Here is a 26,773-nt window from a genome sequence, read left to right on the forward strand (position 1 = left end):
CCTCCCTTGAACATTTTTCTTGTTAAGTGGACAATACCACATCTTTTCGCGGAAGTCTATTGCAAAGGAGAAACCTTTTTAGAAGAGCGGGATATACTTTGCTTCCGTGTGCAAAGTCATGTTGGCAGAGGGCAGAAGGTTTCCGAGAAAGCGTACCGGAACCTCCAAGTGAATCTCCACCACAGCGGTGTAACCCTCGCTCTGACCGGAACTGAGGCCGTTGTTCTCCAACTCCACAGACAAACCGGAGATTATGTACTCGATCTCTCCGCCTGAACGCTTCTGGTACCCCTGTGCCGTATTTTCCAGGCCCAGGGTTTCGGAAAGCTGACCGTATACATCGCCGGTGTCGATGCTCTCATCCCAGCGGCCTGTGCCGTCCGGATACCATCCGGCGGCATAGCCCTCCCGCACGGCGTGGTACACATCGTCATAGTTGTCATTGACGGTGGAGATCACTGCCTGCTGTGCGGCTTCCTTCACGCCCTGGGCGATGATCCATAACCGGCAGAATTCCGCCACGGCACAGAACAGCATCAGCAAGACCAGCACAATGGCCAGGATCATGGGGGCGCCCTCGCCGGAGCGACGGCGAAAAATAGCCTTTCTCACTTCCAGTACACCTCCGACTTTCCTGTGGCCTCCGCAGTCAGCGTAATAGGGAATGAGCCCAGCCCCCCGAAGAGGCCGATATCCGTTTCCAGCGTCAGGGTCACAGTGACCTCATCGTTGAGTTGGATGCGTCCGGTGGCGGACCACCGGATGTCAGGGTCAAGCCCGGTGCTGTCGGTAAGCGCCGCCGCACGGCGAGTGGTTTCCGTACCGACCCGGCCGGCAATTTCCGCCTCACGCACCAGCTCCACGGCATAGGTGTCCAGCTGCTGTTTGGTGATATAGACCGGCAGCACACGGACCACCAGCGCCAGCACCAGCATGGCGCATACCACCAGGACGCAAACATCGATATAGCCTTCGCCGGAGCGCCGTTTCAGTAATTTTCTCATGGCGACCTCCTTTAGAACAGGCTCCCCAGGGAGTTGACGATCTGGTACACGATGATGACGATATAGGTCATCATAAAGCACAGGAGCATGATAAAGCTGAATACCCGGATCTTGGGCGGGATCTTGGCGGCCTTGGCTTTGAGCCGCTGCAGCTCCTGTGCTTTCAGATCATGGGAGAGCATCTGAAAATACATCCTGCCATCGTCGCCCCGGAGGATGCCGATGAGGCCGCGGACGATGTCTGAAATGATGGCTGAGCCCATTCTGGCCTCAAAGCGGATGAGCGCCGCCTCGTAAGAGGAGGACCGCATATCCGCAGTCAGCACATCCAGCTCACGACCAAAGTCAGGCCCGGCGTGTTTCTTGTAGTTTTCCAGAATCCGCAGCACATCCCGGCTGGCAGCCAGCTCCTGATGGATGGTGGCGACGAACCGGGGCAGCTCGCCTTCGATCAGTTCCATTCTGGCCTTGACCAGCTCGTCAGCACGGCGGCTCTCCTTGAACCAGGTCAGAACGGCCAGCACCACGATGAGGGGGCTCAGGATGGGCAGGATCAGCAGGCACGGGATGATGCCGAGCAGGATGAGGCAGGGCTTCAGAATTGAATAAGCCGAGTAGACCTGGGGCGTCATATCCAACCCTGCCGCCGTGAGCTTGCTCTCCAGACGGCGGTATTTGTATTCGTCCATTCGGATCAGCGGAGCCAGCTTCAATGCCCAGCCGAGGATCAGCGCCTCCAGAGATTTGACCAGACTGCGTTCCCGCCGCCCAGCAGAGATGAGCGCCCGTTCCGCAGCCAGCCGGGGAATTTTCAGCAGGTCGGCAAGGACAAAATACAGTCCGGCGGCCAGTGCGGCGCCGAACAGAAATAAAAGTGCGCCCATTTCCTCACCTCCGATACTCGATGGGCTGCGTCAGCTTCACCACAAAGGCAAAGGACACGAATACAGCTGCGATGCAGACGGCGATGACCATCTGGCCGGGGATGGTGTCCACCAGAGTGTGATACCAGTCCGTGTTGATAAACCGCACCAGCGGGATATTGATCAGCACCAGGATCGCCATGGTGACGAATTCCTTGCGGGGGCCGAAGACCAGATTTTCCAGTTCTCCGTTGACTACCCGCATATCCGACAGCTTGCTGACGATGGGAGTCAGGGTGCTTTTCAGGCTGCGGTCTGTCTGGCAGGCGGATACCGCCTCGCACCACTCCTGCCATACCTCGTTGTCGATGGCATATTTCAGGTCATGAAGCGCGGCGTCCATGTCCGGGTCAATGTGCTTGATGCGGGTGAGAAACCGCTGGAACACCTCCTGCACCGGGTGGTGCAGGTACCGGACATTTTCCTCCACCGCCTGCTGGAAGTTTTCCGTGCGCAGATAGGCGGTGGTGATGACCGACAGCGCCGTTTCCAGCTCGGCGGCCACATCCTTTTTGAAGCCTCCGGCCGTCAGCTTGACATACCAGAACGGCATCAGCATAAAGCCGACGGCCAGTACGGGGACGAGGAAGGCGTTCCCGGCAAGAATGGCGATGCAGGCGCCCAGGGCAAACAGCACCAGAGATGCCATGCACACCATGGGGAATTTTCCCTCCCGCCCGGATGCGGCCAATACCGCCTGGGCTTCTGTGATCTCCCGGCGAAAGAAACCGGCCTTTTTGCGCTTGGTCGTCTCATTGATGTCCGCCCGGATGCTGCCGGGGGCGGCAGTCAGCCGGGAAAAGATGCTGTCGCTCATTTCTGCGGGGGAGATCCCCAGCACCATAAAAAGCCCGGCGATCATGCCCACGCAGGCGATCAGTTGGATCGTTGTCATGCAGTTTCCTCCTTCCTCTGGATAAACTGCTCCAGCTCACCGCGGGGCATGCCGTTTTCGATGAACCGGCGCTGCAGGCTCCCGGACATCTCCTCACACTTCTGGTGATGTCCCTCGATGATAAAACGGTCGCCCTCCAGACGGTTTTCCGTGATGTTGTACTCATAGAGCTTATGAAGCCTGCGGCTTCCGTCTGGCAGGATCTCGCACTCGGAGATGTTGGTGATGCGGCGCTGCTTGTTCTCCAGCTGGCGGCAATAGACCACGATGGGATAAGCCTCGGTGACATAGCCCATGAGCGTATCGTCGGGGGTGTCCACGGCCCGCTTGCACAGGGACACCATGCGCCGATAGGTACCCTCACTGGAGCTGGAGTGGATGGTGGTGAGAACGGCCACACCCACACGGGCGGCTTCCTGGGCAGCATTGGCCTCCGGGCCGCGCATCTCACCAACTGCGATGATGTCGGGGTTGAAACGAAGGGCAATGTCCAGCAGTGCGATCTGGTCGATGCGCTGCCGCTCATTCTCGCTGTCACGGGTCTGGGTATGGACGACGGAATTGACCACCCTGCCGTTCTGCTCCCGGATGAGCTGAAGCTCACGGGAGCCGTCCTCAATGGTGAAGATCCGCTTGCGGTCGGGAATGGTGGACATGAGCCAGCCCGCCACGGTGGTTTTGCCGGAGCTGGTGGCGCCAGCCACACAGATGGACACGCCATAGCGCAGGCAGGCGGACAGAAAGTCCAGCATTTCCTCCGTAGCGGTTCCGCTGCCCACAAAGTCCTCCTTGGTCAGATTCTTGGGATTGACGATTCGGATGGAGGCCGCAACACCTGCGTCCTCGTCCAGCACGGGGGTCTTAATGACCGAAACACGGATGTTTTTGGCCAGACGGGAGGTGATGATGGGACTGGCGTTGTCCAGCACCTTGCCGGAGTTCTGCAGCATACGGCGGATGACATTGGCCGCATGGTCCGGCGAGTCAAAGTGTTCCTCCAGCTTGACGGTGCGGCCGTCGGAATATTGGATCTCGATGTCCCGCCAGGAATTGATGTCGATCTCCTCGATGCCGTCTGCAAAGATGTACTTGGTGAGGAAACCGTATTCGGCCATTTCCGTGTACAGAGCGTCCACCAGCTCGCCCTGCGTCATGCCGTCCACAGCCATTCGGTTGTCCTGCAGATACCGGGCGATGCGGCGCTTCATCTGCTCCTTGGCCTCATCCCCGCTGTCGGTAATCAGGGTGGCATAGGCGCCGGAGAGGTAGGACTGCACCTGACTGAGTACCTCCCCGAAGGGCATCCCCTCGGCCTGGGGAGCGAAGAAGACTTCGCTTGCCTTGGGGGCGACCTTGGCTTCCGCAAAGATGGACCGTCCGGTATCCTCCTCAAAGGCGATATCATGCACCTCGGCCGGTTCTGGCCTGGCTTCCACCGGGGCGGCGACCGGGTGCGCAGCAAATATGGAATTGCTTCTCTTGTCGCCAAGCATCAGAACACCTCCTTGCAGATTTTCTCGATCTCCCGGCGAAACGCCTTGCTGTCCTTCATGGAGAGGTCATTCAGGAGCGTCCCCTCCAGATACTGCTCCTCCAGTTCCTGAGAGTACGGCAGCTTGAAAGCAGCGCTGCCCAGCACTTGACCGATACGGTCGGCAGCCTGCAGAGGCTTGATATTGGACGCAGCTTTATACTGCTTGTCCTCGTCCCAGTGCAGTTCCCGGAGGAGCGGGAGCTGGCTGGACAGGTACCCGATGGACTTCAGATCGCAGTTGGCCAGCCGGAGGACGCTGTCGGCCTCCATGAGCGCCACGGCGGAGAGGATGTCATTGGCGATATAGCTGGAGCAGTCGATGACCACATAGGGGGCGATCTCACGCAGACCGCGGATGAGTTCCTCGGCCTGCTGCTTGGTGCAGGCCGCGTAGGTATACTCGTTCTCGCCCTTTCGCAGCCCCAGTATGGTCAGATAGGACAGCTTTTTGTGGGTGGTCAGGTTGTGCTTGATGAGGTTGACGGAGATGCGCTGGGCCGCAAAGATGCTGCCCAGGGATTTATCGCACTCCAGCTCGGAGGGCGGGCAGATGCAGGGCATCATGGGGGCGGTCATGTCACAGAGCAGCAGCGCCACATTTTTCTTCTGGGAGGCCAGATGCTTTGCGATCTTCACCGCGGTAACCGTTTTACCGCAGCCGGGGCTTCCCCACACGGCGAGAACGCCACCGCCGGACTCCACAACAGGTTCCAGTTCCTCCGGCTCCGTGTTTCGACGAAACAGGCTTCCTTTGATGAAGTTCATTCTCCAGCCGCCTCGCTCTCTGCGGCAGGATCAGCGCCCTCGCTTTCCTCGGTTTCAGCGCTTTCCGCATTTTCAGCGCCCTCCGCCGCCTCAGCCTCCGGCTCGGCGTACAGTTCCTCGATCAGAGCGTCCTGCGCCGCGATAAATTCATCGGCATTCTCAGGTGCGCCGCGGTAGACCAGGGCCAGATGCAGCTCGCTTTCCTGTTCCAGTCCGGCCAGCACCTTGGCCTGCTCGGTGGTCACCAGAAGCGTTACGGTAGAGGGAAGCTCTTTTTCATCCTCAACAGCCTCGCCGGTGTTGGCGTCGTAACCGGAGGAAGCGGTGACGGAGATGACCTCTACATACTGCAGCTCAGGCGGGATCACGGTTTCGCCCATACCCTTGTAGTCGGCCACAAGGACGGAGACGATGTCTCCGCTCTCCAGCTTGCCGGAAAGGCCGGTGGCAAAGCTCTTGATAGTGACCGAGATGGCCTGTTTGTTCCCGTCCAGACTGTACAGATAGGCGTTCTCAGCGGCGGGCTCATAGGAGAGCTTGCTGTCCAGAATGTAGTCGCCCATCTTCAGGTCGGCGGTGGCATACTTGCCAATGACGTCATCCTTGTCTGTCATAATGCCGGAGGGCAGGTTATAAGCGCCCACCTCCACGGTCTGCACCATCTCGGCGGTGATCTCGTCGCCCTCCTTGATGTCGGCGGTGACGCGGACGATTTCAGTCTTCTCGCTGGCGCTGCGGCTGAACAGGGGCGTCACCCCAAAGCAGATGAGGAGCGCAAGAAGGATACACAGCACACCGACCACGGTGCGGTTGCGAAAGATTTTCATATGAGCCTCCTTATAAGAAATATGCGGGGATGAAAGCCACCGCGAAATACGGAACCAGCGGCTGCTTTGCCGATGCGCCCTCCCGCAGTGCCGGGATCACCCGCATGGCAAAGGAAACGAAAAGGAGCGCAGCGGCCATAAGACACAAGCCGGTGATTACCCGGTCAACTCCCAGAACAAATCCAACGGCGGCGGCTAACCGCCAATCGCCGCCCCCCATCAGGCCGAGACCTGCACAGAGGTAAAATGGGGCCATTGCCAGCAGCGCCCCCAAAAGGGAGGCGGGGCTGATGGTGATCAGCCCCGCCGCAGCAATGATGATACAGACGATGTCGCAGACCGTTCTGGTTTTCAGGTCATCCACGGCGGCATAGATGAGACCGCCGCAGAAGACCAGTGCCTGTACCCAGAGCATCAGCCCGCGTAGTTGAACATCTCCTGAATCCGCTGGGTGACGGTGGGCATGACGGTGTCGTCCAGCACAGCGTACAGACCGGCCAGCACCAGGGCGCCCAGAACGACGGCGATCAGCACCTTGACGGCGGTATCGATGTAGCCCTCGCCGGCGTTGCCGCTGACAGCCCGGCTGTGGAAGGCGGCGATGGAAGACTTGTAGCTGGCGGCGGTGGTCTTGGCGGTGTTGGCGATGTTCTTAAACAGCTTCTTCATGAAAAATACCTCCTGTAAGTAAATCAATTTTGATTGTTTGTGGATGGCTTGATGATGTAGGTTCGGTCACAGTCTTCCTGATGCGGGAGGGCTGCGGCTACGCCCTGACAAGGTAAAGGCCGGACGATGGGCAAACGTCCGGCCTACATGGTCATTTCAATACATTCTGCTTGCTCCTGACTCTGGCTGAACTGGATGGGACGAAAGCCCACCCGGTCGCAGTAATAAAACTCGCTGCCGGAAGCGTCGTAAAGCTCCACCACATCGGACAGTGCCATTCGGTATCCCCGGTATCCGGGAGGAGGGCTATCCCTGCAGATGGCATAGATCCGCTCCAGATCATTGGTTCCCAGATTCCCTTCGAATACCTGGGTATAGTTGCCGGCATCCGGTTCTCCGAACTTTTTGACCAGATCCTCATATCCGATGAAACGCATGGTGACATCCACATCTTTTCGGAGCTGCCAGATGCGGCAGCCCTTCTGCGGCTGACCCAGCTCCTCACCGGGTACCTCACCGGCAGTCAGGCGGTCGAATACGCCCTCCTCCCACTGGGGAGCCAGGTTCATTCTGGCCAGATAACGGGACAGCTCATCGGTCTGGAACATTTCGTCCACAACGGCGGTGCTGTCCTTTACATAGCCCACCATATTGCCATAGAAGATCAGGCGGTTTTGGTTGTCTACTGTGAAACGAATCAGGGTGCATCACCTCCTTCCGGACAACCGGTTTACATCTGCTGACTCATAGCCTGCTCGGGAGCGTCGCTTTTCTGCTCCTGCTGCTCCTGGAGCTTCTGCTCGTAAGCGTCGTTGACCGCCTCCACCAGCGCGGTCCGTGCCTCGGCGGTAATGGCGTGGAAGGTGTCGTTGTATTTGGTTTCGCCATTTTTCTTGTAGGACTCCTGGGGCATGGAGATGAAGCGCCCCTTGTCGGACTCAATGACCCGGATGCCGTGGACGGCAAAGGCGCCGCCGATGGTGGCGCTGGCATAGGCTTTGGTCTTGAAGTCCCCATCCACCATACGGTCGATTCGCGCCTCCACCTGGGGCGTGGGGGTTTCCTGCTGCTTTTTCTTCTGTGTTGCCATGTGACAAATCTCCTTTCTTTCTTTACATGGATGGATGACTCATTTCGAGACCGGCGGGCGATTCCTGCCGGAGTTGCTCCAGCCGCTCTCTGGCCCAGTCGGGCAGATGCTCCTCCCGGAGAATGCCGATAAAGTCGCTGCGGTTCCAGCGTGTCTGCTCTCCATCGCCAAGACAGGTGGCGTATACCGCTCTGCCTGCGGCGGTGGGGACGCAGCCAAAGCCGCCGGTGGCCAGCCAGAGCTGATTTTCCGGCGCCCAGCAGGACTCCTTCAGTGTGAACGGACTCATGACCAGCACCTTGCCCTCCAGATTTTGGCCGGTCATATCGTCGCACTGGGAGCCGGTGAACAGCTTCAGCTCTGCCTGTGCCTTGCGGAAGTCGTTGACGAAGCCGTCCAGCACGGCGGGGTGGCTCTCCACGGTAAACTCATAATTGCGGTCGCTGGGCGGGATGAAGGTGGAGGCGGCCCACGCTTTGTTTTGCGGGCTGAATCGTCCGTCGTACTGCTTTTGCTGAAGCGTGGCGGACAGCACCCACCCCACACGTTTGAATCCGAAATTATCGATGACACTTCTGGCGCAGTCACGGTCCAGGTGCATCCCATCAAAGCCCCGGCGGATGGATTCCTCGATGGCCTGCTTACAGGCGATGTTCTCCAAGTGGCTTGCCCGCCAGAGGGCCACCTCGTTTTGCCGTTTGGCCTCGGCGAAGGAACTGAGATAGAGGTAGGCGTGGTCTTTAGTCATTGGCTTTCCCACTTTCAAGGATCGCCTTGGTCAGCGCATCGCTCCATGTGGTCTTGTGGTCATCGGATACCACCAGAACAGCGCCGTCCACGCTGAACACACAGAGGTTATCGTACAGGATGCCGGCATCCGCAAAGGCTTCGGCGGGGATGGGGAGCATATCTTCATCGCAGCCGTGGCAGCCGTCGCACATATCCCCATCGTCCTCCTGGGCCTCCCAGTCGGCCAGCATATCCTCCATCAGGCTGTGGGCCAGTCGCAGCAGAGTTGTCGTGGCGGCAGCCTTCTCCGCAGGCTCCATCTCCTGCTTGAGCAGGACGATGGCGTTTTCCAGGGTGTGCAGCTCCAGCGTTTCCTCCCTGTCCAGCCCGCTTAAGGTCAGGGCGGCGGGCTGGATGACGGCCTTGCCGTCGCTTGTGTACTTGATAAATGTCATGTTCATTCCTCCTGTTTGAGTTCTTTTGTGGGTTCATGGATCAGGGTGTATTTTCCCTCCTCCTCATCCGCGGCAGACAGGTTGAAAAGGTTGAGCTGCCAATGCCTTGCGGAATTGTGGCGGCGGGGGTCGTAATTGGTGATGACGATCTCCTCATACTCGCTTCCGGCCTTCTGCGACATGCTGTTGGGGCGAGTGGTGTGGAAGATGTAAAACTCCTTGTACAGCTCCACGATGAAGGGGCAGTAGTTGTAGGACACCATCACATACCCCTGGCACTCCAGAAGGGCGTCGTGGAGGCGCTGATGATCTTCCTTGGGAAACACCGCCGCATAACAGTCCTCCGCATCGTAATAGGGCGGATCAAAATACAGAAATGCGTCTGGCCGGTCGTACTGACGGGCGACCTCCACACAGTCCTTGTTTTCGATGACGACATTTGCCAGCCTGCGGGAGCACTCCCAAATCAGGTAGAAGAAACGGCGGATGTCGCAGGATTTTCCGGCAAAGGACTTGGCACCGCCGCTGAAGCTGTATCGGATCAGCTTGAAAAAGTCGGCGGCCCGCCGCACATCGCCGCGAGGCGCCCGTTCCAGCATCATCCTTCGGATGGTCTCGGCATCCGGCGGCTCCAGATACCGCTCCGTCAGCTCCATCTCCTCGTCCAGATAGTCATCGGTGAATTCCTCTTTGGAGAAGAACTTATACAGCACATTGAAATCGTCGCGTGTATTCAGCGGCAGAAAACCCAACTCCAGCAGAAGCGCCATGGTCCTGTTTTTGACACAGCAGAACAGGTTGGTCAGGTCACTGTTGAAGTCGTTGTAGACCTCCATACATCCCGGCTGGATGGGGCGGCTCAGGGTCACTGTGCCGCTGCCGCCGAACACATCAATAAACCGGGAATACCGCGAGGGAGACAGCTTTCGGATCAGCCACAGCAGCTTGCTTTTACCGCCCACCCAGGGGATGAAGCTTTTCAAGCGGTATCACCGCCCTCCAGCGGAAGGGATATCTGTCCGCTGTCGATGGATTGCTCCAGCGCCTTGGTGAGACCGCGTTCCGCGTGGGCGATCTTCTTGATCCGGCTCCGGAGCTGCCGGATCGTTCTGCGCAGTTCTTCCTCAGTACCGGCGTAATAATAGCCGGAAGCCGAGCTGCAGATGGGGACGCCATCCCCACGCAGGCTGTTGATCAACCGGCGCAGGTCGGGGCCGCGGATCTGGAAAGCTGCCTCCAGCTCCCGGCTGGATACGACCCTTTCCGCTCCCTTGTGATAGGTCTTCAGGTACGCAGCGATGGGGTTTGTCGTGGTCATGCGGGCTCCTTTCCGGGGCTGTCACCCGAAAAGAGCGCAAAAAATCAGGGGCCGTTTGTCCCTTTCGGGTAACGGCCCCTGTGGTGTTCAGGCTATTTCATTTCTTATTTCATCACCTCCGTTGCGGCGGCTGGTCTGTGGGTGGCTTTTCACATGGACATGGTCGGCTCCATATCCGGCTGACTGTACTCATAGACCAGCTCTGTGCCGTTCCAGGATACGAAGCCATGCGCAGCGGCGGACAGACCCATGTTCTTCATCCTCTGGTTGGCATACCCCTCCGCATCAAAGCAGGAGGCAAGCAGCTCGTCCCTGGGGTATACGCCGTCCCGTTTCGCCAGCTCTTTTCCGAAATCGGCGAGTTCCATGTCACGGGGCATGAAGTGATAGCAGTGGAGGTTCTGTGCCAGATCCAGGGCGTAATCCAGACGGTGGCAATCCTCCAGCTCCATCACAGCCTGCCATTTATCCAGCCACTGGGGTCCTCCCTGCCCCTGTTCCGCCCAGACATAGCCGAAGTCGATGGCGTGACGGACGAGTTCCGCTGCGGAGCCGTACTGAGAGAGGATGTCCTTCAGCTGCGGGAGGCAGCAGCCCACATCCACAGCAATGCACTCGCTCAAAGACTCCACCTCCAGTGCGTCCAGCGCCAGGAGAAGCTCGTCCGGGTGTGCGGCATCCATATACTCGCCGGTGTCCGGGAATCCCACCCACACGCCGTCCGTATTGAAGCGGCTTGCCAGCCTGACTCGGATACCGTAGTCGCCTTTGTCGGGATTCAGCGTCGGGGCGCCATCCAGAAACGGATCGATCAGGGAGGTGACCCTGATGAAGTGCCCGTCGCAGAAGGTGTTCCCACCTTTCTGGCGGTAAGCTGCCCCCACTTTCTCCGGGTCAAGAAATGCACGTGCCTGGGAGGCAGGGCGCTGGATCTGTTCCATGATAAATTTGCCAAGTCGGGCATCGTCCCCGGCGCCGTAGAACAGGTCGTAGTGATCCAATTGACTGGCAATCAGCATCACATCGCAGGTCATCCTCGGCTGCTCGATCTGCATGGCCCCTCGGAACAGGAGACTTTCTTTGACCGTCATGTTCTCGAACCGCCGCTCCAGCCAGTCGTGCTGGGACTTGGTCATTTCAAAGCCGTCCAGGAGATCAAGGAGCCGCCTGGTTTGCCGATTTGCCATCACATCATCTCCATTCCGGCCTTCTCTGCCTGCATTTCTTCGCTGCGGATCGGCTCGCCATCCCTGCGCTGGACCAGCCCATAGGGGGTCAGCAGTGCGTTGTTTGACGCCATGACATCCTTGCCGTAGCTGTAGAGGACAATGTGCTTTTGCAAAATAGACCGGGAATGCTCATCCACAATGAAGCGAAGCTCCTCTACGGCCACCTCCTCGGGGGTCCGCTGATCCGGCTCGATCAGGTAGTCATCCAGATTTTCCGCAATTCGGACAGCGGCAGCGATATCGTGACAATCCGCCGCAAGGATAACCGCCTTGTATGTGGAGAGGTCTCCTTGCGCGACCATCTCCTTGAAGCATTTGGCCAACTCGTTCAGTTCGTGAACATCATTGCAGTCCATGCTTTCCAGAAGCGCGGGCATCGCGCTGTCCTCCACCTGGACAGACATTTCCGACCATGAGGCGCCTCCGTAAGCCTCCAGAACAGCGTCCAGCCGTTCCTGCGTAGCGGGCAGATCCAGGCACATCCTGTTGTCCGGCTGCTCATCGGAGTGGGAGGGACACTTGCCGACCGTCAGGCGGATGCCATATTCCGGCGCTTCGGGGATCAAGGCCAGGCTGTCATATACCTGCTTCAGCTCGTTGTGCTGCGTGACATAACCACCGTTTGCAAAGACGCCGCCCTCCTCAAATCGGGCGTTTCTGCCGAGCTTCTCAAAGTCCAGGTACTCGAAGATGGGGTCGGGGACTTTGTCAAGTGCGGGGATGAAATCATTCTCGGCGTAGAATCTGCCCAGCTGCTCATCCGTTGAGGCGTTGACCACGTGGCAGCAGTCTGTGCTGTAGGCCAGATCGATCATGGTGGCAACACTGATGGGGCCGTACTTTTTGGCCACCTCCATGTTGAACAGCCCTTCAAAGGCAGTCTTTTCTCTGCCGTTCATCTGTCCCAGACAGGTTGCCAAAGCGTTAAGCTGATAGAGATCGCATTCATGGGCCAAATGGTCTTGCAGGAAGACAAAGCCATGGTGTTCGAGGAATTCCCATCTCGGCTTTTCGCCCAGCGTCATCTGAAGCTTGTCCAGCGCATCCAGAAGGCCGTAGTAGGTAGCCGGAAGCTCCAGCTCGCACCACCGGTTCGTCTTCTCCCCGAACAGCTCCACACGAAACACTTTATCCAAGGGTCATCCCTCCCATCGTCGTTCCATGCTCCATATCATTCGCCTCGTCCGGGGGACAAGGCTCACTCATTTTGCCGGAACTCCTCTCCCCACCGAACCCGCTGTGCCGGGCTTCGGCGGGGGCCCCGGTTTGTACATAGTCTTCCTGGTACTTGGCGGGGTCAGCGCCGGGGGCATCCCAGCCGCACATACTGCCCACCTCCATGGCCTGCCGCTGAATGGGGCTGACTCCCAGTTTTTCGTTCAGCTCGTCCGCCAGCTCCACATTTTTCTCCTTGTCGCCGGTGTCCCAATCGGAGGGGTAGTAGCCGGTCTCGCCCCGGCGGATGCAGATGAGATCGCCGGTGGACCTGAGGGTGGAGAAGCACATCTCCGGCAGGCCGTCTGCCACTCTGGGCGCGAACTGCTCCGCCTCGGTTCGGATGTCCCAATTGTCCTCCATGCTCCACAGGTGGACATACAGCTCGTCGTCGCCGACGCAGATCTCCCGCTGTTCGAAACCCTCGCCCCAGCCATCCGAGGCCTGGCCGGAGACGTACTCCTTCAGGGTGGTCAGATCTTCCGGGGTGAGGGCGCCGACCACCCGGCACTCAGCCACGCCCCATAGCCGGCCGTTCCGCTCCTCGACGGTGAACACGGCGGATTTGACCTTCTGGTTGACGCTGTCATCCTTGCCATACCAGTGCATGATGCCGCTCTCGGCTTCTTCCGGCATCCGGTTGTTGATCAGGGCTCTGAGGATCTCGCCCTCATAGCACCGCAGCAGCCTTCCGTCCAGCGGGGTGCTGTCGTCCTCCATCTCCCCATACTCGTTGCGGGTGTAGAGATCGGCGGTCAGGGGCATATACAGCTTCAGGGTGGTGGGCTCGGGCGGCAGAACGGTGAAGCTGTCCTCACCGATGATCAGCGCCAGGGTTCTGCCGTTGTCCCACTTCATGTGGAACTGCCCAGCATCGTCGATGTAGTCCAGAGTCCCTGTGCTGCCCGGCTCCAGCGGGGCATACGGGTCTTTCATCTCTCTGAGCTTGATCCTCGAACCTGCGGGGAACTGTTCCCGCAGGAAGTCCAGCCATTCTTTTGGTGCTGACATTTACATTCCTCCCATATTCATATTTTGGCCGGGATTGTTTTCATAGTCCGCAAGAGAATGGGGATTTTCTTCGCCATAAAGGTCGAAGAGGATGTCATCCACCTGTTTGCGGACAGCCGGGTCATCCGTCAGAGTCTCATACCGGAAACCCGTCACATCCCGATACGGCAGTTCCTGCCGGATGGCAGCCAGATAGGTTTGGGGATCGTGATACTCCCGCTGTTCCCCATTGGCAAAGGTCGCACGCCCCACGGCCCTGTTCTGCTGGGCCATCTGCTGCTGACGCAGGTCATAGCAGTAGAGATACCCCTGGTAGTCGCCGGGAAACGGGGTGCAGCGCAGGCAGTAGCGGTAATGCTCCGTTTCTGCGATGTAGCCATAACTCCGGCCGTCCTCGGTGATGGCCCCGCCGTTCCGATAGCAGTAGGCTCTCATCGATGCCAGGTCCTTCAACGGGCCATCGGCACGAAGGGTGTCCACCACTTCCTGAAGGTCATCCTTAAATTCCCCGGTGTTGAATTGGTCTTCGTTATGGGGCCACCAGGAATGGTGAAATCCTTTTCCGGAAGAACCGAAATCCATCCGCACATGGCCCACTGTACCGGCCTGAAGGTCCCGTTCTTCTTCCACCTGAGAATAGAACAGGCCCGCCTCCTCACGGGAAGCGGGCCTGAGTTTATATTTGGGTGGAGTCTTCAACCCATACTGTTTGCAAAATTCCGTGAGTGTGATCTCATCGCCGAGAAAATCCAGCGCATCACCAATCTCACGGTAGTCCTGATTATCCGGAAAGGAAATCGGTTCCGGCACAACGATAGAACCAGCGTGATTAACCACAACCAGAATTTCCAGCGTACAGGGTGAGCCCGGATCATTGTCACTGCCTCGCAGATCATATACATGCCAACCGTCCGGCACAGTGTGGGTGTCTACTCGCGCATTGGTGAACAGGGCAGGCTTCCCAAACAGCTCGATATGCTCATACTCCTCAGTCATCGCATTGACGCTCATTATTTCACCTCTTTCCCCTTGGTATAGCTACACAACATACCACAGCTCAGCGGAAATGGCTATGGCCAAAAGGCATCTTGCCGGAAAAGTGGAGATACCCGGCGACAGCGGCTCCCAGTGCCGCCATAGATGCTATTGTGATCATTATTTTCTTCTTCATTCACATTCCTCCCAATCATTGGATCGTGTTGTTCAGGTCACCTGCATATCGAGGAGAGAATACGCCGCCAGCTTTACGCAGAGCAGTTCGGTTTCGTGGGGCATCAGGAAAGCCCTTCCATCTCCATCGCCTGCGTTTCCTCAGCAAAGGGGCTGCTGCACCGGCGAATCAGGCCAAATTCCGTGCGCCGGACTCCGTCCTCCACCATGGCGTCCTCGCCCAGCTTCTCGAAATCCATATACCCGTCGATGGTATCGATCAGTTCATCATCGGCACCGATGCGCCGAAGGACCGTTTGCCCGTATTCATAGGCGTCCTCCGGGATGCGCTCGTAGTCGTCCAGATTCATGGCATAGCGGAGCGCCTCCTGCATGGTCCCTGGCTGTTCCACAGAAAGAACCGACAGATATTTCAGCAGCTCACCATCGTCACACTGCATCCCCTCAATGGCCCAGGCCAATTCGTTTGCGTCTTCCACGCAGACCCCTGTAGTGGGAATATGCTCGTCCATATAGGGAACAGAAAACGACACTCTGGTGATTGCTGCCTCGGCAAAACAATCGATGCCCAGTGTTCTTTTTACTCGCTCCAATTCCTCTTTCGTTGCCGGAAGGCAGACGATCGCTTGCGCCTTAGCGGAGGAGAGGTCGAGCTGGACCTTCGACTTTTTCTCTCTGACAAGCGCATCATCCTGCTTGCGGAGCACATAGCCTGCATGGGTATAGGCGCCGCCATGGTCGGCATAGTATTCTGCGCCGATCTTCGCAAAGTCCAGGTAGGGCCAGGCGGCTTCAGGGAATCTGGGATCGCCCTGAATCTGGCCTGCAACAGCGACATAACGGCCAAGTGTCACATCTGAATTGACATTGGGAATGAGGATGTAGTCCGGCACCTGTTCCGCCACACGAATCATATCACTCAGGTCATTGATGCTGCTGCCATCCAATGCGCCGGCATAGATGTTCCGTTCACGGGAGTCCATTTTGGCAATGATGCTGGAAAGCTGATTCAGCTGTGCAAGCTGCGTTCTGGAATCGGGGTCAAGCCCGCTGAGGTACGACGGCAGATTAGCGATCACGCTTTTGATCTCGACGATCTCTGTTTTGCCCGTTCTGCTGGCCTCATCAAGCCGGCTGACCGCTTCTGTCATAGCGTCATGCGATGCGGGAAAATGGAGCGGGACAATGGCCGGACTGCCGCTTCGTTTCATGAAGAGTTGGATCATGCCATTCCCCCTATCTGAAAGTCCTGTTCCCGCTGATAGGCTTCTGCCGGGTCATCCGCCATCAGTTCCTCCAGACTCAGCGCACCCTGGTAGGCGATATAGCCGCGGTCAGTAAACACGCCGGACTCCTGATCCATGTGCTGCAGGCCATACCGCTCGTAGTCATAGAACTCGTCCAGATTGGGGTCATACTCAAAATGACCGGATTTCTGGATCATGTATTTTCCGTATTCCGCAGGGGTATGTGCGCCGGGGGCAAATGCAAAGAGATCCAGGTTTTCCGCCAGATGCCGGATCTGACCGGCGCACTCCGGCTTGGCCATGCTGACTGCGGCCCCCAGCTTCTCACGGGCGTCATATGAAAGCTTGTCCATGACCAGCGCCAGCTCATTGAGCTCGTGTATGTTTTCGCACCGGAAGTCCAGTACCACATCCACTTCCTCGGGAAATGAGCTTTCACTCATCCAAAGACACCTATTCTCAGGCGCAATGCCGCTGCGCTGCATGGCGCGTTCAATCTGGCCTTTGGAGGCAGGGAGGTATATCCAGGTGACATTTTGGGTGTTCTCCGGTTCCTGTCGGGAAGATATTCCGATAGCGGTCAGATCGGCCTCATAGTGATAGCAGGGCAGGTGCTTTCCATCGTAGAGCTGCGAGAGCTGCATACCGTTGTCATAGACCACACCGTAGCGGGTGATGGTTCCCTCGTTGCCCTCAATCAGCAAGATGGCGGTTTCCTCTCCGTCCAACTGCTCCAGTTCCTCCATGCTGGCACACCCGCCATGGATGTTCATGTAGTGATCACGGCCAACCTCTTTCAAATTTGTGAAGTCCGTGATCACCGTTGCCTGCTGGCAGCAAAAGGTCAGGTTGATGAGATCCTTCATGCTGGTGAGCTGCAGTTTTTCGGCCATGGCCTGAAATTGCGAAAACTCGCCCACATCAAAGCTGTCCAGCCGCTTAGCCAGATAGTCCAGCTCGTCCAGATTGACCCTGGCACCTTCCAGCCGATACAGCACAGGCCAGGCGCTGTCGAGTGCGTCCACATGGCAGTCGGCATCCGATACATGGCCGATTTCCAGTGACTCCAACAGCGCAACGCAGTGGTCGTATTGATTTCTGGGAATGGGCAGGGGGATCGTCGCAACACCATATTCCGGGTGGTCGGCGTTGCTCAGAACTGCTTTCATGATCAATTTGCATCACCTTTCTTTTTCTCAAAATTCAAAATCGCATCACCGTACTTGGCCAGAAGCAGAGCGCAGATAATCAGGTGGAACGCCTCATCTGTGACCAATTCGGGGGATGCGAGATCGGCAATGGTAATGTTTTGGCTGCCGGTGGAAATGGCTTTGGCCGCCTGATAAACGCTGTAAAGCTCCGGCTGGATGCCGGCCAGCCGGAGGGACTGGAAATCAAATCCGCAGGCATCAAACTTCCAGATCATCCTGCGCCAGATATCGTCGTAGGCTGTCAGGAGAAACAGTGCGGCCTGGTTGCGCTGCGACAATCGGCGGCAACGTGTTCGCCAGTGCATCCAACGGCTACGGTGTTCGTCAGAATGGAAGGCTTGCAGAGGATATGGGTAGATCTCCTGTGCCAACCGTTTCCAAAGCCTCATTCTCAGCTTGCCACGGAGGCAGTCCTCAATTACTTTCGCAAGGCTGAGCGACCCGGTCTCGATTCGTTCCCCCAGGCAAGTGCATTCACACAGCGGGCAGGGATTTTCCTTTGAGTAGTTTGTGCAGTACTGGCAATCGACATCTTCAGACTGATAGTGAAATGTAGGTCGGCGTAGGCCGTGACCTCTGGGCTTGAAATGGGGCGGGGTCATCATCATCTGCTCCATCTGGTATAAGGGGGTATCTCTCATGAAGTAGCGCGTCATGGGTGGTGTGCTCCTTTCGGTGAAATAAAAAAGCGCCGGAGTCTTATTTCTAAAACTCCGGCGCTCGGTGTATTACATGGTCAGTTCCTGGCTTTGAGAATCCAAGGAGTGCTGCTCCTGCTCTCGCATGCGCTCCAGGATGTTGGGCATTCCACGTAGGATCTGTTCCTGAACACTTTTAATGCATTGTTCCTGGTCGACAGTCAAATCAACTCCGGCATCCAGTGTGTCGGTGCAGCATCGATAGATTTCGGTGAGCTGTGCTTCGTTAAAAATCAGCTGTTTGGAGACGAGACCGGCACGGATGGCGAAGTCCTGCTTGGCTCCCGTATAGTTATCCTGAAAGTAATGGCCTTGGTTGAGACCTGTGCGGTCACAGCTCCAGTCCCATGTGACGAAATGGACGCCAAGCCGGGTGGGGTGGGCAGCCAGCACTGTGCCGTTGAAGTCGGCCAGCAGGCGGTAGTCGCCGGTCAGGCTTTGGGCCTGCAGGGGCGGAGCCTGTTCCAGCAGCGTCATGTACTCCCGCACTGTGCAGGCCAGATCAGTGACTCGCTCACAGGCTCGTTCCCGTTCCGCCGTTGCCACATCCTCCTGCCAGTAGCGAACCCCTCCGCCCTCTGTGATCCGGCAGAGGGGGAGACCATCCCATTCCACCGGGAGAAGATCATCCTGCTCCGGCTGCGTGGTGAAGCCTTCCCGGCCAAGCACCGTGCAAAGTTCTCGGTAAAATTGTTCTCTATCCATCTTGTTGTGATGCTCCATCAGAAAGACCTCCAGTCATTTCAATTTATACGCCCGCGCAAATAAAAAAAGCCGCCACCTGAATATAGGTGACGGCCACAGAACTTCAGAACGAAGTGGATTGTACTACATTTTGGTACAATCCACTTCGTTCACAAAAAATTAACAAAATATTTTTTGGAGAACACGAATTATTTCCGTATTTTCACCTCGAAAGCGGGCTGAAAAGCGCCGGGATTTAGTTCAAGTCCTCACCCCATAGGGGAAAGGCCGGATGATATCTTTTTCTTGTGCAGTAAAATTTGGACACGAAAAAAGCCCGGAAACCGCATGGTTCCGGGCTTTTTCGGTGCGATATCTTTTTTGGTCGCACAATGTGGTTGCGGAGGCAGGATTTGAACCTACGACCTTCGGGTTATGAGCCCGACGAGCTACCGGACTGCTCCACTCCGCGATATTTCCGCACCCTCTCTGTGAGTGCAGAAATTATTATACTACACTTCCATATAAAATGCAAGTCTTTTTTATAATTTTTTCGTTTTCCCCTTTTCATAGAGGAAAACCAGCCCCATCCCCAATGCAACACAGATAACTGCGGCAACCATTCCTGCCACAAAAGCCGAAAATTGGTTATTTTCTCGAAAAACGGTTTCCCTTGTTCCTTCTTCCGTTTGGCCCAAAGGGACGCCAGCCTCCGCAGCGCTCTCTGCCGCTTCCTCTGTTTCGCCCACCTTGAAAGGAATATAAGGCTCTTCTCCGCTTTGTGGGGACTCCCCATCATTCGATTTTGCAGCGACATTCGAGCCGGAATTGCCGCCCGCCATCCCTGTGCCGCCGGCCCCCGCCCTTTCCGAAGCCGAACCGCCTTCTTCCGCACGAACAACGGACACCGTGTATTGCTTTGTTGTTTTGCGATCCTCCGAACGTACGGTTACAACGATCTCCGTGGTGCTTCCCGCCTTATAGAGCGTCTTTCGATTGATGGAAACTGTTGCCCCTTCCGAGGCGTTCGCCTGAAAGGTCACGGACTGCACATCCGAATCCACGGGTAATGTATATTCCAAAATGTCCGGGGAAAATGGCGGCTCCAAAGTCCCTTCGGACGGCTGTAACGCGGTGAGAAAACACGGGGATGATGCGGCGGAAGCGGATTCTTCCAACGCCCGGTTCACAGTAACCGTATACACCTGCCGGTTCTTTTTGTCCAATGACACAGCGGTAATTTTGATTTCCGTCGAAGTCCCCGCGCGATTCAGCTTTTCCCGGCTGACACTGACCGAACCGTCCTCTCCCGCCCTTGCCTGAAAGGTCAAAGACTGTACGTCCGCGCCGACATCCAACGCATATTCGGTCACGTCTGGCGAAAAGGCTGGACGCAGCTCCCCGGCCGATGGGATCAGTTCGGCCAAATAAGCTTCCCATTCGGGTTCCTCCGGTTCTTCGGCCCGGTTGACGTCCACAAGGTATTGCGTCTTCTGTTTTTGATTCTCCGAAGTGGCGGTAATGGTAATCGAAGTCGTTGATCCGGCTTTTTGCAGCGTTTTCCGGCTGACACTGACCGTTCCATTCTCCCCTGCCTGCGCGTCAAATGTAACGCTCGACACCCGATATGGGACATCCAAGGTATAATGATAGATATCGGCTGAAAAGGATGGGGACAGCTTTCCCGAGGATGGCTCCAAACTCTCCAAAAATGCTCTGTCCGATTTTGGCGGGAGCACTTCAAGCGGCGCCTTCCCTTCACAACGGGAATCCAGCTGTTCCCCTTGCCAGTTACAAACTTGATCGACCACGACCTCCAATTCTGTTTCGCCAGCCGGAGCCCCCTCATTCACCTCAAAAACATAAGTTAAAATGGTTCCGGACAGAGCGGGTGCATGGCCTAAATCCACATTACACACATACGTGCTACGCACAGGATTGTTCGTCCCATCTGTCTGCAAGGTTTTATTTTTGATCTGGCTGGACGGTTCTACACGCAAAAAGGAAAGGCGGGTATCGTCGTACGCGATGGAAACGCAAAAGCCCGCAATGTCCTTTTGGGCCGTTGTGGTATCCACGGTCAATTCTATGCGTTCCCCACCATAGTAGGACTCCCTATCTACCGAGAATACAAACGGTGTTTCCGTCTCCAAGGAAGCTGCAGCCGCCACCGTTCCTAAATGAAAAAGGGCAATAACTGAAAGGAGGAGTCCCAATACCCGTTGCAGCATTGTGTACCTCCTCCATTTTCTGTTTCCTATCGTTTCCCGGTAATCAGGCCGTCACTGTTTCCATGGCCTCCGTCGTGCGCAATTCCCGCAAGCGGCGTTTCCTGAGGATCTGCAAGCGGAACCGGTTATACCGTTGGATCACGGCAAACGGCAAATTCCCCAACAAAATCAAAAACGCAAACAGAAGCCCAATCCCTAGGGAATTGACCACTAGCATCACGACTCCGCACAGGCAGTTGGTAAGGTGCATCCACTCCCCGCGGCAGGTCTCCATAATAAACTCATCCAGATATTCAATAGAGACATCTGTCAAATGTGCCTTGGAGAAGCCGCCTTTCCCGATATGCTGCGGCAATTTATCCTTCCAAAGTTGAATCTTCAAATTATCCCGATACCAGCGCCCGCCCTTCTCCCATTTTTTCGGCAAGTAGCGCGACTTAGTGGCATCAAAAAAAGCGGTGGGGATCTTAACGCAAGCTAAGAATACCGCCACGTGCCATGCTGCAATGATAATTACACTCCAGAGGAATATCTGGAGGCCCGACAAATCTCTTAGCACGAACATTCCTTCCTTCGAAAAATCATCACTGTCTTTTAAAAAGCGATGGATTCTATCATGTATTTATGTTACCATGGGCAATGAGGTCGAAAATATACGTAAAAATATCGTTACTATTATAATACAAAGAAAAGGAGCATGCAACATGAAAGCACTTTTTATCGGCGGGACAGGAACCATCAGCAGCGCCATCTCCTCCCTGGCCATCGAGAAGGGCGTAGAACTCACGCTTCTCACACGCAGCGGAAATGGCCCGGAAGGCGCTGAACGCCTGATTTGTGACGTAAACGATGAAGACCGCGCTTTTTCCGTTTTGAAGGGCCGTTCCTTCGACGTCGTCGTGGATTTTGTTGCATTCCGTCCAGAACAGGTGGAACGCGATATCCGCCTCTTTCAAGAGCGGACCGGCCAATACATCTTTATCAGCTCCGCCTCCACCTATCAAAAGCCGCTGGCACACCCGGTTATTACAGAGAGTACCCCGCTGTACAACCCTTATTGGCAGTATGCGCGCGACAAAATCGCCTGTGAAACTTTGCTGATGGCAGCCTATCGTTCCACCGCCTTCCCCGTCACCATTGTCCGCCCCAGCCATACTTATGGGGACTGCAGCGTTCCTGTCGCCATCCATGGCGCGCAAGGGAGCTGGCAGGTGCTTGCCCGGATGCTGGAGGGGAAGCCGGTCATTGTGCATGGCGACGGGCTTTCCCTGTGGACGTTTACCCACAATACGGATTTCGCCAGAGGGTTTTATGGCCTGATGGGGAACCCTCATGCGATTGGGGAAGCGGTCCATATCACCAGCGATGAGACGCTCACATGGAATGCAGCATTTGCAGCGATCGGGCGTGCGCTCGGCGTTGAGCCTATTTTGCAGCATATCTCGTCCGACCTGCTGTCTGCGCTCCGTCCGGAGCTTTTAGGGACGCTCTTGGGGGATAAAGCAAACTCGGTGATCTTTGACAATTCCAAAATCAAACGGCTTGTGCCGGGCTTTTTCGCCACGGTGCGTTTTGATGAAGGCGTAAGGCGCACGGTGGAATATGTGCGCTCCCATCCGGAATGCCAAAAGGCAGACCCAGAATTCGACGCTTGGTGCGACCGCGTCATTAAGGCATATTCCTCTTGTGTACGGAGCTTTTAAAAAGATCAGGGCGGCCTAACGTATGGTTAGGCCGCCCTTTCTATTTGCCCTATCATCCATGCCATTGTGTGCTGTTTATATATGGATCGACGGTGCAGAATGCCCTTTGGCCTTTCTGCGGCGTTCATTTCTCTTCTCCGCTGCACGCCCAACCGCCTTCTCCAGTTCCACAACAACCAGTGGGACAAAGGCCAGCGCTGTGACAATCAGCCATTGCTGGGGTACCAGGGCAACCGTCTTGAAAATCTGGGCCAATGGCGGAATGACGATGACGCTCAGCTGCAAAACAACACACACGACTGCCGCCAAAACCAACTTTTTGTTGCGGAAAATCCCCGCTCGAAAAACGGACTGTGACGACCGCATATTAAACGTGTGTACCACTTGGGAAAAGCTGAGCACGGCGAATGCCATCGTACGCCCAATGACCGGGGACGCAGGGTCGATATCGAAAAAGATCCGCCCGATGCTGTAAGCCAAGAGGGACATCGCGCCGATGAGACATCCCTCTACGAGGATATTGTACCCCATCCCTCCGGCAAAGATGCTCTGCGTGGGCTTTACTGGCTTGCGCTCCATAATATCCCGGTCGATCGGTTCCACGCCCAAAGCCAGAGCAGGCAATGAATCCGTCACCAAATTCACCCAAAGCAATTGGATGGCAAGCAACGGCGTCGGCAAATGCAGCAGGAAGCTGACAAACACGGTCAAGATCTCCCCGATATTGCAGGAAAGTAAAAAATGGACTGTCTTCTTGATGTTTTCAAAGATGCCGCGCCCTTCGCGCACAGCCGAAACAATGGTGGCGAAATTGTCATCCGCCAGGATCATATCCGCCGCAGCTTTCGCCACATCGGTTCCGGACTGCCCCATCGCGCATCCGATGTCCGCGGTCTTTAAAGCCGGCGCATCATTGACGCCATCGCCGGTCATGGCGACCACTTCGCCGCGGGCCTGGAATGCCTGCACAATGCGCACCTTGTGTTCTGGCGATACACGTGCAAAAACCGCATACTGGTAAATATCCCGCGTCAGTTCCTGCTGGGGAATCCGGTTGAGCTCCTCCCCGGTCATTACCGAAGTCCCCGGCGTTAAAATACCGAGCTCCTTTGCGATAGCCGCTGCTGTGGCAGCGTGGTCCCCTGTGATCATAATGGGACGGATCCCGGCTTTCCGGCAGAGCGCCACCGCCTCCTTCGCTTCGGGGCGCGGTGGGTCCATCATCCCGATCAACCCACAAAAGATCAGGTCCTTTTCCAAGCTGGCACGATCGGTTGGCAGCGACGGAAGATCTTTATACGCAACGCCCAACACACGCAGCGCCCGGCGCGCCATCGCTTCGTTCTGCGCCGCGGCTGACCGGCTGGTGCAATGGGCCATCAGGATATCCGGCGCCCCTTTGGAGACCACCCGGTATTTCCCATTCCCAATTTTATGTACAGTGGTCATCATCTTGCGCTCGGAGGAAAAGGGGATCTCCAAAACCCGCGGATACAGCGCATCCAGTTCCGTTTTTGAAACAGGAGTGGCATGCACCAGTGCGGCCTCAGTGGGGTCGCCGTGTACAGCGCCGCCGGAGACGGTACAGTTATTGCACAGCACGGCCAATTTCAAAAGGTTTTGGCCCTCGGCCGAATCCATACGCAGCTTCCCGGAGGCGGTTGCCAGTTCCACCACCGTCATCCGGTTTTGCGTCAAGGTCCCCGTCTTGTCAGAGCAGATGACGCTGGCGCTTCCCAGCGTCTCAACCGCCGGCATCCGGCGCACAATCCCGCGCTTTGCCGCCATCCGCCGGACACCGATGGCCAATACAATGGTCACAACCGCCGGAAGGCCCTCCGGAATTGCCGCAACTGCCAAACTGATGGAGATCAAAAACATCTCCAACGGCTTGATATGCTGGAACAGCCCCATCAGGAAGATCACCGCACAGATGATTAAAGCGCCAATCCCCAGCCATCTTCCCGTCTGTTCCAGCTTGCGCTGAAGCGGCGTCTGGGGCGCTTCCTGGTCCGAAATCATATGCGCAATGCGCCCAACCTCGGTTTGCATGGCTGTTGCCGTCACCAGGCCCTTCCCGTGGCCCGAGGTAATGGAACTATTGGCATACAGCAGATTCCGCCGGTCCCCCAGCGGCGTGTCAGGGGGATACGTCCGTCCCGCATGTTTTTCCACCGGAAGGCTCTCCCCGGTTAAAGCACTTTCCTCCGCCTTCAAATCATGCGCTTCTGTCAACCGCAGATCGGCCGGGACCAAATCCCCTGCCTTTAATAGAACAAGATCGCCGGGGACGATCTCCGCGGCAGCCAGGTTCCGTTCGATTCCATCCCGTATCACGCGGGCGTGTGGGCTGCTCATCTTTTTCAGCGCCTCAATTGCCTTTTCTGCACGGCTTTCCTGAACCAGGCCGGTAATCGCATTGATGACAACAATTGCTAATATAATAATGGCATCGATATAATCTTGATCTTTCTGCAAATACGAGGTCACAAACGATATTCCCGCTGCAATCAGCAGGACAATCACCATAAAATCCGAAAATTGCGCCAAGAACCGCCGCAAAAGGCTTTTTCTTTTCGGTGGTTCCAATTCGTTTTTCCCAAATTCCTTTAACCGGTTTCTGGCCTCCCGGGTAGGAAGCCCGTTTTGCGCGCTGGTTCCCAGCCGTTTTTCACATTCTACCCTTGTTAAGCATTGCCACTCCAACCGTTCTCCCTCCTATCGCCGCCGGGCGGCGCGTAACGTTTCATTGCCTTTCTTTTCATTCTATGCGGGGGGTATGCAAACTATTATCCTCCGATCCGGGCAATTCCCCCATAAATTCGCTGTTGCATCCCAAATAGGGTATGCTATAATGCCTATATAGGATTTTTAAAACGCAGCGGTTGGCACGTTTTCCTTTTTATGGTTGAAATTTCTAGAGTCCCTTATTTGCCTGCTGCCTTTTCTAATCCTTTCAAAAGAAAGCATTACACAGGGGCTATTGATCGTGTCCCTATTTCAGAACAAAAGAAATCCTTAAAAGGGGGCGAGGGGTTGGATTATGCCATCATGAATTTTGTGCAGCAAAACCTGCACACCGCTTTTACCGACGTCTTTTTTCCCATTGTTACAATGCTAGGAAACCATGGGCTGGTTTGGCTATGCCTAATTGCCGCCCTACTTCTGACCAAAAAATACCGCCGTTGTGGTGGGATGCTGCTGTTAACATTGGCAGCCACCTTTCTTCTAGGGGAATTCATTTTGAAGCCCATCATCGCGCGTCCCCGTCCCTTTGTGGACAACCCCAACGTCCTTTTGCTGATCCCTCCGCCAAGCGGCTATTCCTGCCCATCCAACCATTCTTCTTCCTCCTTTGCTGTGGCAACCATGCTGTGTTTTCACCACAAAAAGGCTGGAATTGCGGCTCTTGTATTGGCTTTTCTGATTGCTTTCAGCCGTATTTTTCTGTTCGTCCACTACCCGACCGATGTGATCTTCGGCGCAATACTTGGAATTTTATGTTCGGTATTGCTTTACAAAGGAAGCCAGGCTTGGCAGCATAAATATTCGAAAAAATACTTTTAGTAGACTTGTTTATACAGATTGTTTTTATATTTATGAAAAATATATACAATATGCGGTCTTTTTTTTGCAAAACCGTTTCCTTTTAAACGTAAATTCTACCTTTTCCTCTTCCATTCGACACAAGATATATCATCCTATATAGCAAATCTGCAAAGATATTGCGTAAACAATTGTTTTGTTGAATATTTCATTTTTCTCCTATTGCTTTATTTTCTCTTTTCCTCTATCATAATAACAGTAACTTTGGTGAATTTATATCACTGATAAATTTTTTAGAAAAAAGGAGGATGTGAAACATTGACGAAGCATATTGGAGACATCGATCTGCCCAATACCAGTTTGCATTATGATCTCTTGGGAAATGCAGAAGATGGATATTGCATCGAGATCACTTCATGTAAGTTTGAAAGAGCTTGCGGCTTTATCTCTTCAGATTTACGCTTCGCTGAAAAGTGCGTCAAACTGTTATACGAAGGGATGGCATTTCCCTGCAACTTAAAGGATTACTTGGAAGATTTCAAATTTGATAATCATTCCTATTGACTTTCCTGTGGGGTTTGATTATACTGTAGATGATCCCTTCCAAAAAAGCCCATTT

Annotated in this window: 29 protein-coding genes and 1 tRNA gene; 3 read left to right on the plus strand and 27 right to left on the minus strand. The window is 55.7% G+C overall.

Translation table 11 applies throughout. The features are described from left to right. Positions 1-78 precede the first annotated feature (78 nt). The 26 genes from I2E77_RS04245 to I2E77_RS04370 all read right to left on the minus strand — a co-directional run bounded on the left by I2E77_RS04245 (position 79) and on the right by I2E77_RS04370 (position 21,464). Positions 79-612, minus strand: a complete 534-nt coding sequence (locus I2E77_RS04245; protein ID WP_235396415.1) for a hypothetical protein — start codon at positions 610-612, stop codon at positions 79-81. Then, positions 609-1,004, minus strand: a complete 396-nt coding sequence (locus I2E77_RS04250) for a DUF4320 family protein (protein WP_071430772.1) — start codon at positions 1,002-1,004, stop codon at positions 609-611. Before I2E77_RS04250 ends, I2E77_RS04245 begins: the two co-directional genes overlap by 4 nt. A gap of 11 nt (positions 1,005-1,015) precedes the next feature. After that, complete coding sequence (locus I2E77_RS04255) at positions 1,016-1,888, minus strand: secretion protein F (protein WP_071430774.1); 873 nt, start codon at positions 1,886-1,888, stop codon at positions 1,016-1,018. Between the two features lie 4 nt (positions 1,889-1,892). Next, on the minus strand, positions 1,893-2,822 hold the full coding sequence (locus I2E77_RS04260; protein ID WP_071430776.1) for a type II secretion system F family protein: 930 nt from the start codon (positions 2,820-2,822) through the stop codon (positions 1,893-1,895). Continuing rightward, a complete protein-coding gene (locus I2E77_RS04265; protein WP_195450681.1) occupies positions 2,819-4,315 on the minus strand; it encodes a type II/IV secretion system ATPase subunit in 1,497 nt (498 codons plus the stop codon). The genes I2E77_RS04260 and I2E77_RS04265 overlap by 4 nt, the downstream gene beginning before the upstream one ends. After that, positions 4,315-5,121: a ParA family protein gene (locus tag I2E77_RS04270; protein WP_195450682.1), complete on the minus strand. Its 807-nt coding sequence runs from the start codon at positions 5,119-5,121 to the stop codon at positions 4,315-4,317. Before I2E77_RS04270 ends, I2E77_RS04265 begins: the two co-directional genes overlap by 1 nt. Beyond that, the gene (cpaB, locus tag I2E77_RS04275) at positions 5,118-5,948 is read right to left on the minus strand and encodes a Flp pilus assembly protein CpaB (RefSeq protein ID WP_071430782.1); all 831 of its coding nucleotides are present in this window, start codon (positions 5,946-5,948) and stop codon (positions 5,118-5,120) included. The genes I2E77_RS04270 and cpaB overlap by 4 nt, the downstream gene beginning before the upstream one ends. 10 nt (positions 5,949-5,958) lie before the next feature. Next, on the minus strand, positions 5,959-6,363 hold the full coding sequence (locus I2E77_RS04280; RefSeq protein ID WP_071430784.1) for an A24 family peptidase: 405 nt from the start codon (positions 6,361-6,363) through the stop codon (positions 5,959-5,961). After that, on the minus strand, positions 6,363-6,617 hold the full coding sequence (locus I2E77_RS04285) for a DUF6133 family protein (protein ID WP_071430786.1): 255 nt from the start codon (positions 6,615-6,617) through the stop codon (positions 6,363-6,365). The genes I2E77_RS04280 and I2E77_RS04285 overlap by 1 nt, the downstream gene beginning before the upstream one ends. A gap of 143 nt (positions 6,618-6,760) precedes the next feature. Beyond that, entirely contained in the window at positions 6,761-7,267 is a 507-nt protein-coding gene (locus I2E77_RS04290) for a YodL domain-containing protein (RefSeq protein WP_071430788.1), read from the minus strand. 80 nt (positions 7,268-7,347) lie between these two features. Next, on the minus strand, positions 7,348-7,707 hold the full coding sequence (locus I2E77_RS04295) for a SpoVG family protein (protein ID WP_076944460.1): 360 nt from the start codon (positions 7,705-7,707) through the stop codon (positions 7,348-7,350). A 22-nt stretch (positions 7,708-7,729) separates the two neighbouring features. After that, entirely contained in the window at positions 7,730-8,455 is a 726-nt protein-coding gene (locus I2E77_RS04300; RefSeq protein WP_071430790.1) for a DUF3849 domain-containing protein, read from the minus strand. Beyond that, positions 8,448-8,891 carry a hypothetical protein gene (locus I2E77_RS04305; protein ID WP_071430792.1) on the minus strand — a complete coding sequence of 148 codons (444 nt, stop codon included), beginning with the start codon at positions 8,889-8,891 and terminating at the stop codon, positions 8,448-8,450. Before I2E77_RS04305 ends, I2E77_RS04300 begins: the two co-directional genes overlap by 8 nt. Before the next feature lie 2 nt (positions 8,892-8,893). Beyond that, the gene (locus tag I2E77_RS04310; protein ID WP_207738183.1) at positions 8,894-9,874 is read right to left on the minus strand and encodes a DNA adenine methylase; all 981 of its coding nucleotides are present in this window, start codon (positions 9,872-9,874) and stop codon (positions 8,894-8,896) included. Beyond that, on the minus strand, positions 9,871-10,209 hold the full coding sequence (locus tag I2E77_RS04315) for a hypothetical protein (protein ID WP_071430794.1): 339 nt from the start codon (positions 10,207-10,209) through the stop codon (positions 9,871-9,873). The genes I2E77_RS04310 and I2E77_RS04315 overlap by 4 nt, the downstream gene beginning before the upstream one ends. A gap of 149 nt (positions 10,210-10,358) precedes the next feature. Further along, positions 10,359-11,396 carry a hypothetical protein gene (locus I2E77_RS04320; protein ID WP_071430796.1) on the minus strand — a complete coding sequence of 346 codons (1,038 nt, stop codon included), beginning with the start codon at positions 11,394-11,396 and terminating at the stop codon, positions 10,359-10,361. Then, positions 11,396-12,565 carry an antirestriction protein ArdA gene (locus I2E77_RS04325; protein WP_328245464.1) on the minus strand — a complete coding sequence of 390 codons (1,170 nt, stop codon included), beginning with the start codon at positions 12,563-12,565 and terminating at the stop codon, positions 11,396-11,398. Before I2E77_RS04325 ends, I2E77_RS04320 begins: the two co-directional genes overlap by 1 nt. 1 nt (position 12,566) lies before the next feature. Continuing rightward, a complete protein-coding gene (locus I2E77_RS04330; RefSeq protein ID WP_139193380.1) occupies positions 12,567-13,664 on the minus strand; it encodes a DUF4314 domain-containing protein in 1,098 nt (365 codons plus the stop codon). Further along, positions 13,665-14,675, minus strand: a complete 1,011-nt coding sequence (locus tag I2E77_RS04335; RefSeq protein ID WP_071430800.1) for an LPD28 domain-containing protein — start codon at positions 14,673-14,675, stop codon at positions 13,665-13,667. Between the two features lie 263 nt (positions 14,676-14,938). Beyond that, entirely contained in the window at positions 14,939-16,060 is a 1,122-nt protein-coding gene (locus I2E77_RS04340) for a DUF6329 domain-containing protein (RefSeq protein ID WP_071430801.1), read from the minus strand. After that, the gene (locus tag I2E77_RS04345) at positions 16,057-17,250 is read right to left on the minus strand and encodes an antirestriction protein ArdA (protein WP_071434940.1); all 1,194 of its coding nucleotides are present in this window, start codon (positions 17,248-17,250) and stop codon (positions 16,057-16,059) included. The genes I2E77_RS04340 and I2E77_RS04345 overlap by 4 nt, the downstream gene beginning before the upstream one ends. 2 nt (positions 17,251-17,252) lie before the next feature. Further along, complete coding sequence (locus tag I2E77_RS04350) at positions 17,253-17,948, minus strand: hypothetical protein (RefSeq protein ID WP_087327425.1); 696 nt, start codon at positions 17,946-17,948, stop codon at positions 17,253-17,255. A gap of 72 nt (positions 17,949-18,020) precedes the next feature. Beyond that, positions 18,021-18,713, minus strand: a complete 693-nt coding sequence (locus tag I2E77_RS04355) for a hypothetical protein (RefSeq protein ID WP_087233670.1) — start codon at positions 18,711-18,713, stop codon at positions 18,021-18,023. Between the two features lie 356 nt (positions 18,714-19,069). Continuing rightward, positions 19,070-19,146, minus strand: a tRNA-Met gene (locus tag I2E77_RS04360). 70 nt (positions 19,147-19,216) lie between these two features. Further along, positions 19,217-20,905 carry a cadherin-like beta sandwich domain-containing protein gene (locus I2E77_RS04365; protein WP_087230928.1) on the minus strand — a complete coding sequence of 563 codons (1,689 nt, stop codon included), beginning with the start codon at positions 20,903-20,905 and terminating at the stop codon, positions 19,217-19,219. Positions 20,906-20,948: 43 nt separating this feature from the next. Next, entirely contained in the window at positions 20,949-21,464 is a 516-nt protein-coding gene (locus I2E77_RS04370; protein ID WP_140400321.1) for a hypothetical protein, read from the minus strand. A gap of 145 nt (positions 21,465-21,609) precedes the next feature. Between I2E77_RS04370 and I2E77_RS04375 the strand changes: the two genes are divergently transcribed. Next, positions 21,610-22,608 carry an SDR family oxidoreductase gene (locus tag I2E77_RS04375; protein ID WP_087230922.1) on the plus strand — a complete coding sequence of 333 codons (999 nt, stop codon included), beginning with the start codon at positions 21,610-21,612 and terminating at the stop codon, positions 22,606-22,608. 75 nt (positions 22,609-22,683) lie between these two features. Here the strand turns inward: I2E77_RS04375 and I2E77_RS04380 are convergent, their stop codons facing one another. Next, entirely contained in the window at positions 22,684-25,314 is a 2,631-nt protein-coding gene (locus tag I2E77_RS04380; RefSeq protein WP_195450683.1) for a calcium-translocating P-type ATPase, PMCA-type, read from the minus strand. A 330-nt stretch (positions 25,315-25,644) separates the two neighbouring features. Here I2E77_RS04380 and I2E77_RS04385 point away from each other — a divergent pair, with 330 nt between their 5' ends. Further along, positions 25,645-26,175: a phosphatase PAP2 family protein gene (locus I2E77_RS04385; protein WP_243252522.1), complete on the plus strand. Its 531-nt coding sequence runs from the start codon at positions 25,645-25,647 to the stop codon at positions 26,173-26,175. Positions 26,176-26,472: 297 nt separating this feature from the next. Continuing rightward, positions 26,473-26,718, plus strand: a complete 246-nt coding sequence (locus tag I2E77_RS04390) for a hypothetical protein (RefSeq protein ID WP_087230917.1) — start codon at positions 26,473-26,475, stop codon at positions 26,716-26,718. Positions 26,719-26,773 lie beyond the last annotated feature (55 nt).

Origin of the sequence: Anaeromassilibacillus sp. 1001302B_160321_C8 (genome assembly GCF_015554745.1) — a bacterium.
In the GTDB taxonomy this organism is placed as follows: Bacteria; Bacillota; Clostridia; order Oscillospirales; family Acutalibacteraceae; genus Anaeromassilibacillus; species Anaeromassilibacillus stercoravium.

Excerpts from the sequence above, each read along its gene's own strand:
- I2E77_RS04280 (WP_071430784.1), bottom strand. The coding sequence starts at position 6,363 with ATGCTCTGGGTACAGGCACTGGTCTTCTGCGGCGGTCTCATCTATGCC.
- I2E77_RS04250 (WP_071430772.1), bottom strand. The coding sequence starts at position 1,004 with ATGAGAAAATTACTGAAACGGCGCTCCGGCGAAGGCTATATCGATGTT.
- I2E77_RS04375 (WP_087230922.1), top strand. The coding sequence starts at position 21,610 with ATGAAAGCACTTTTTATCGGCGGGACAGGAACCATCAGCAGCGCCATC.
- I2E77_RS04355 (WP_087233670.1), bottom strand. The coding sequence starts at position 18,713 with ATGGAGCATCACAACAAGATGGATAGAGAACAATTTTACCGAGAACTT.
- I2E77_RS04255 (WP_071430774.1), bottom strand. The coding sequence starts at position 1,888 with ATGGGCGCACTTTTATTTCTGTTCGGCGCCGCACTGGCCGCCGGACTG.
- I2E77_RS04285 (WP_071430786.1), bottom strand. The coding sequence starts at position 6,617 with ATGAAGAAGCTGTTTAAGAACATCGCCAACACCGCCAAGACCACCGCC.
- cpaB (WP_071430782.1), bottom strand. The coding sequence starts at position 5,948 with ATGAAAATCTTTCGCAACCGCACCGTGGTCGGTGTGCTGTGTATCCTT.
- I2E77_RS04340 (WP_071430801.1), bottom strand. The coding sequence starts at position 16,060 with ATGATCCAACTCTTCATGAAACGAAGCGGCAGTCCGGCCATTGTCCCG.
- I2E77_RS04330 (WP_139193380.1), bottom strand. The coding sequence starts at position 13,664 with ATGTCAGCACCAAAAGAATGGCTGGACTTCCTGCGGGAACAGTTCCCC.
- I2E77_RS04345 (WP_071434940.1), bottom strand. The coding sequence starts at position 17,250 with ATGAAAGCAGTTCTGAGCAACGCCGACCACCCGGAATATGGTGTTGCG.
- I2E77_RS04350 (WP_087327425.1), bottom strand. The coding sequence starts at position 17,948 with ATGACGCGCTACTTCATGAGAGATACCCCCTTATACCAGATGGAGCAG.
- I2E77_RS04295 (WP_076944460.1), bottom strand. The coding sequence starts at position 7,707 with ATGGCAACACAGAAGAAAAAGCAGCAGGAAACCCCCACGCCCCAGGTG.
- I2E77_RS04305 (WP_071430792.1), bottom strand. The coding sequence starts at position 8,891 with ATGACATTTATCAAGTACACAAGCGACGGCAAGGCCGTCATCCAGCCC.
- I2E77_RS04315 (WP_071430794.1), bottom strand. The coding sequence starts at position 10,209 with ATGACCACGACAAACCCCATCGCTGCGTACCTGAAGACCTATCACAAG.
- I2E77_RS04290 (WP_071430788.1), bottom strand. The coding sequence starts at position 7,267 with ATGGTGGGCTATGTAAAGGACAGCACCGCCGTTGTGGACGAAATGTTC.
- I2E77_RS04300 (WP_071430790.1), bottom strand. The coding sequence starts at position 8,455 with ATGACTAAAGACCACGCCTACCTCTATCTCAGTTCCTTCGCCGAGGCC.
- I2E77_RS04265 (WP_195450681.1), bottom strand. The coding sequence starts at position 4,315 with ATGCTTGGCGACAAGAGAAGCAATTCCATATTTGCTGCGCACCCGGTC.
- I2E77_RS04260 (WP_071430776.1), bottom strand. The coding sequence starts at position 2,822 with ATGACAACGATCCAACTGATCGCCTGCGTGGGCATGATCGCCGGGCTT.
- I2E77_RS04320 (WP_071430796.1), bottom strand. The coding sequence starts at position 11,396 with ATGGCAAATCGGCAAACCAGGCGGCTCCTTGATCTCCTGGACGGCTTT.
- I2E77_RS04365 (WP_087230928.1), bottom strand. The coding sequence starts at position 20,905 with ATGCTGCAACGGGTATTGGGACTCCTCCTTTCAGTTATTGCCCTTTTT.
- I2E77_RS04335 (WP_071430800.1), bottom strand. The coding sequence starts at position 14,675 with ATGAGCGTCAATGCGATGACTGAGGAGTATGAGCATATCGAGCTGTTT.
- I2E77_RS04270 (WP_195450682.1), bottom strand. The coding sequence starts at position 5,121 with ATGAACTTCATCAAAGGAAGCCTGTTTCGTCGAAACACGGAGCCGGAG.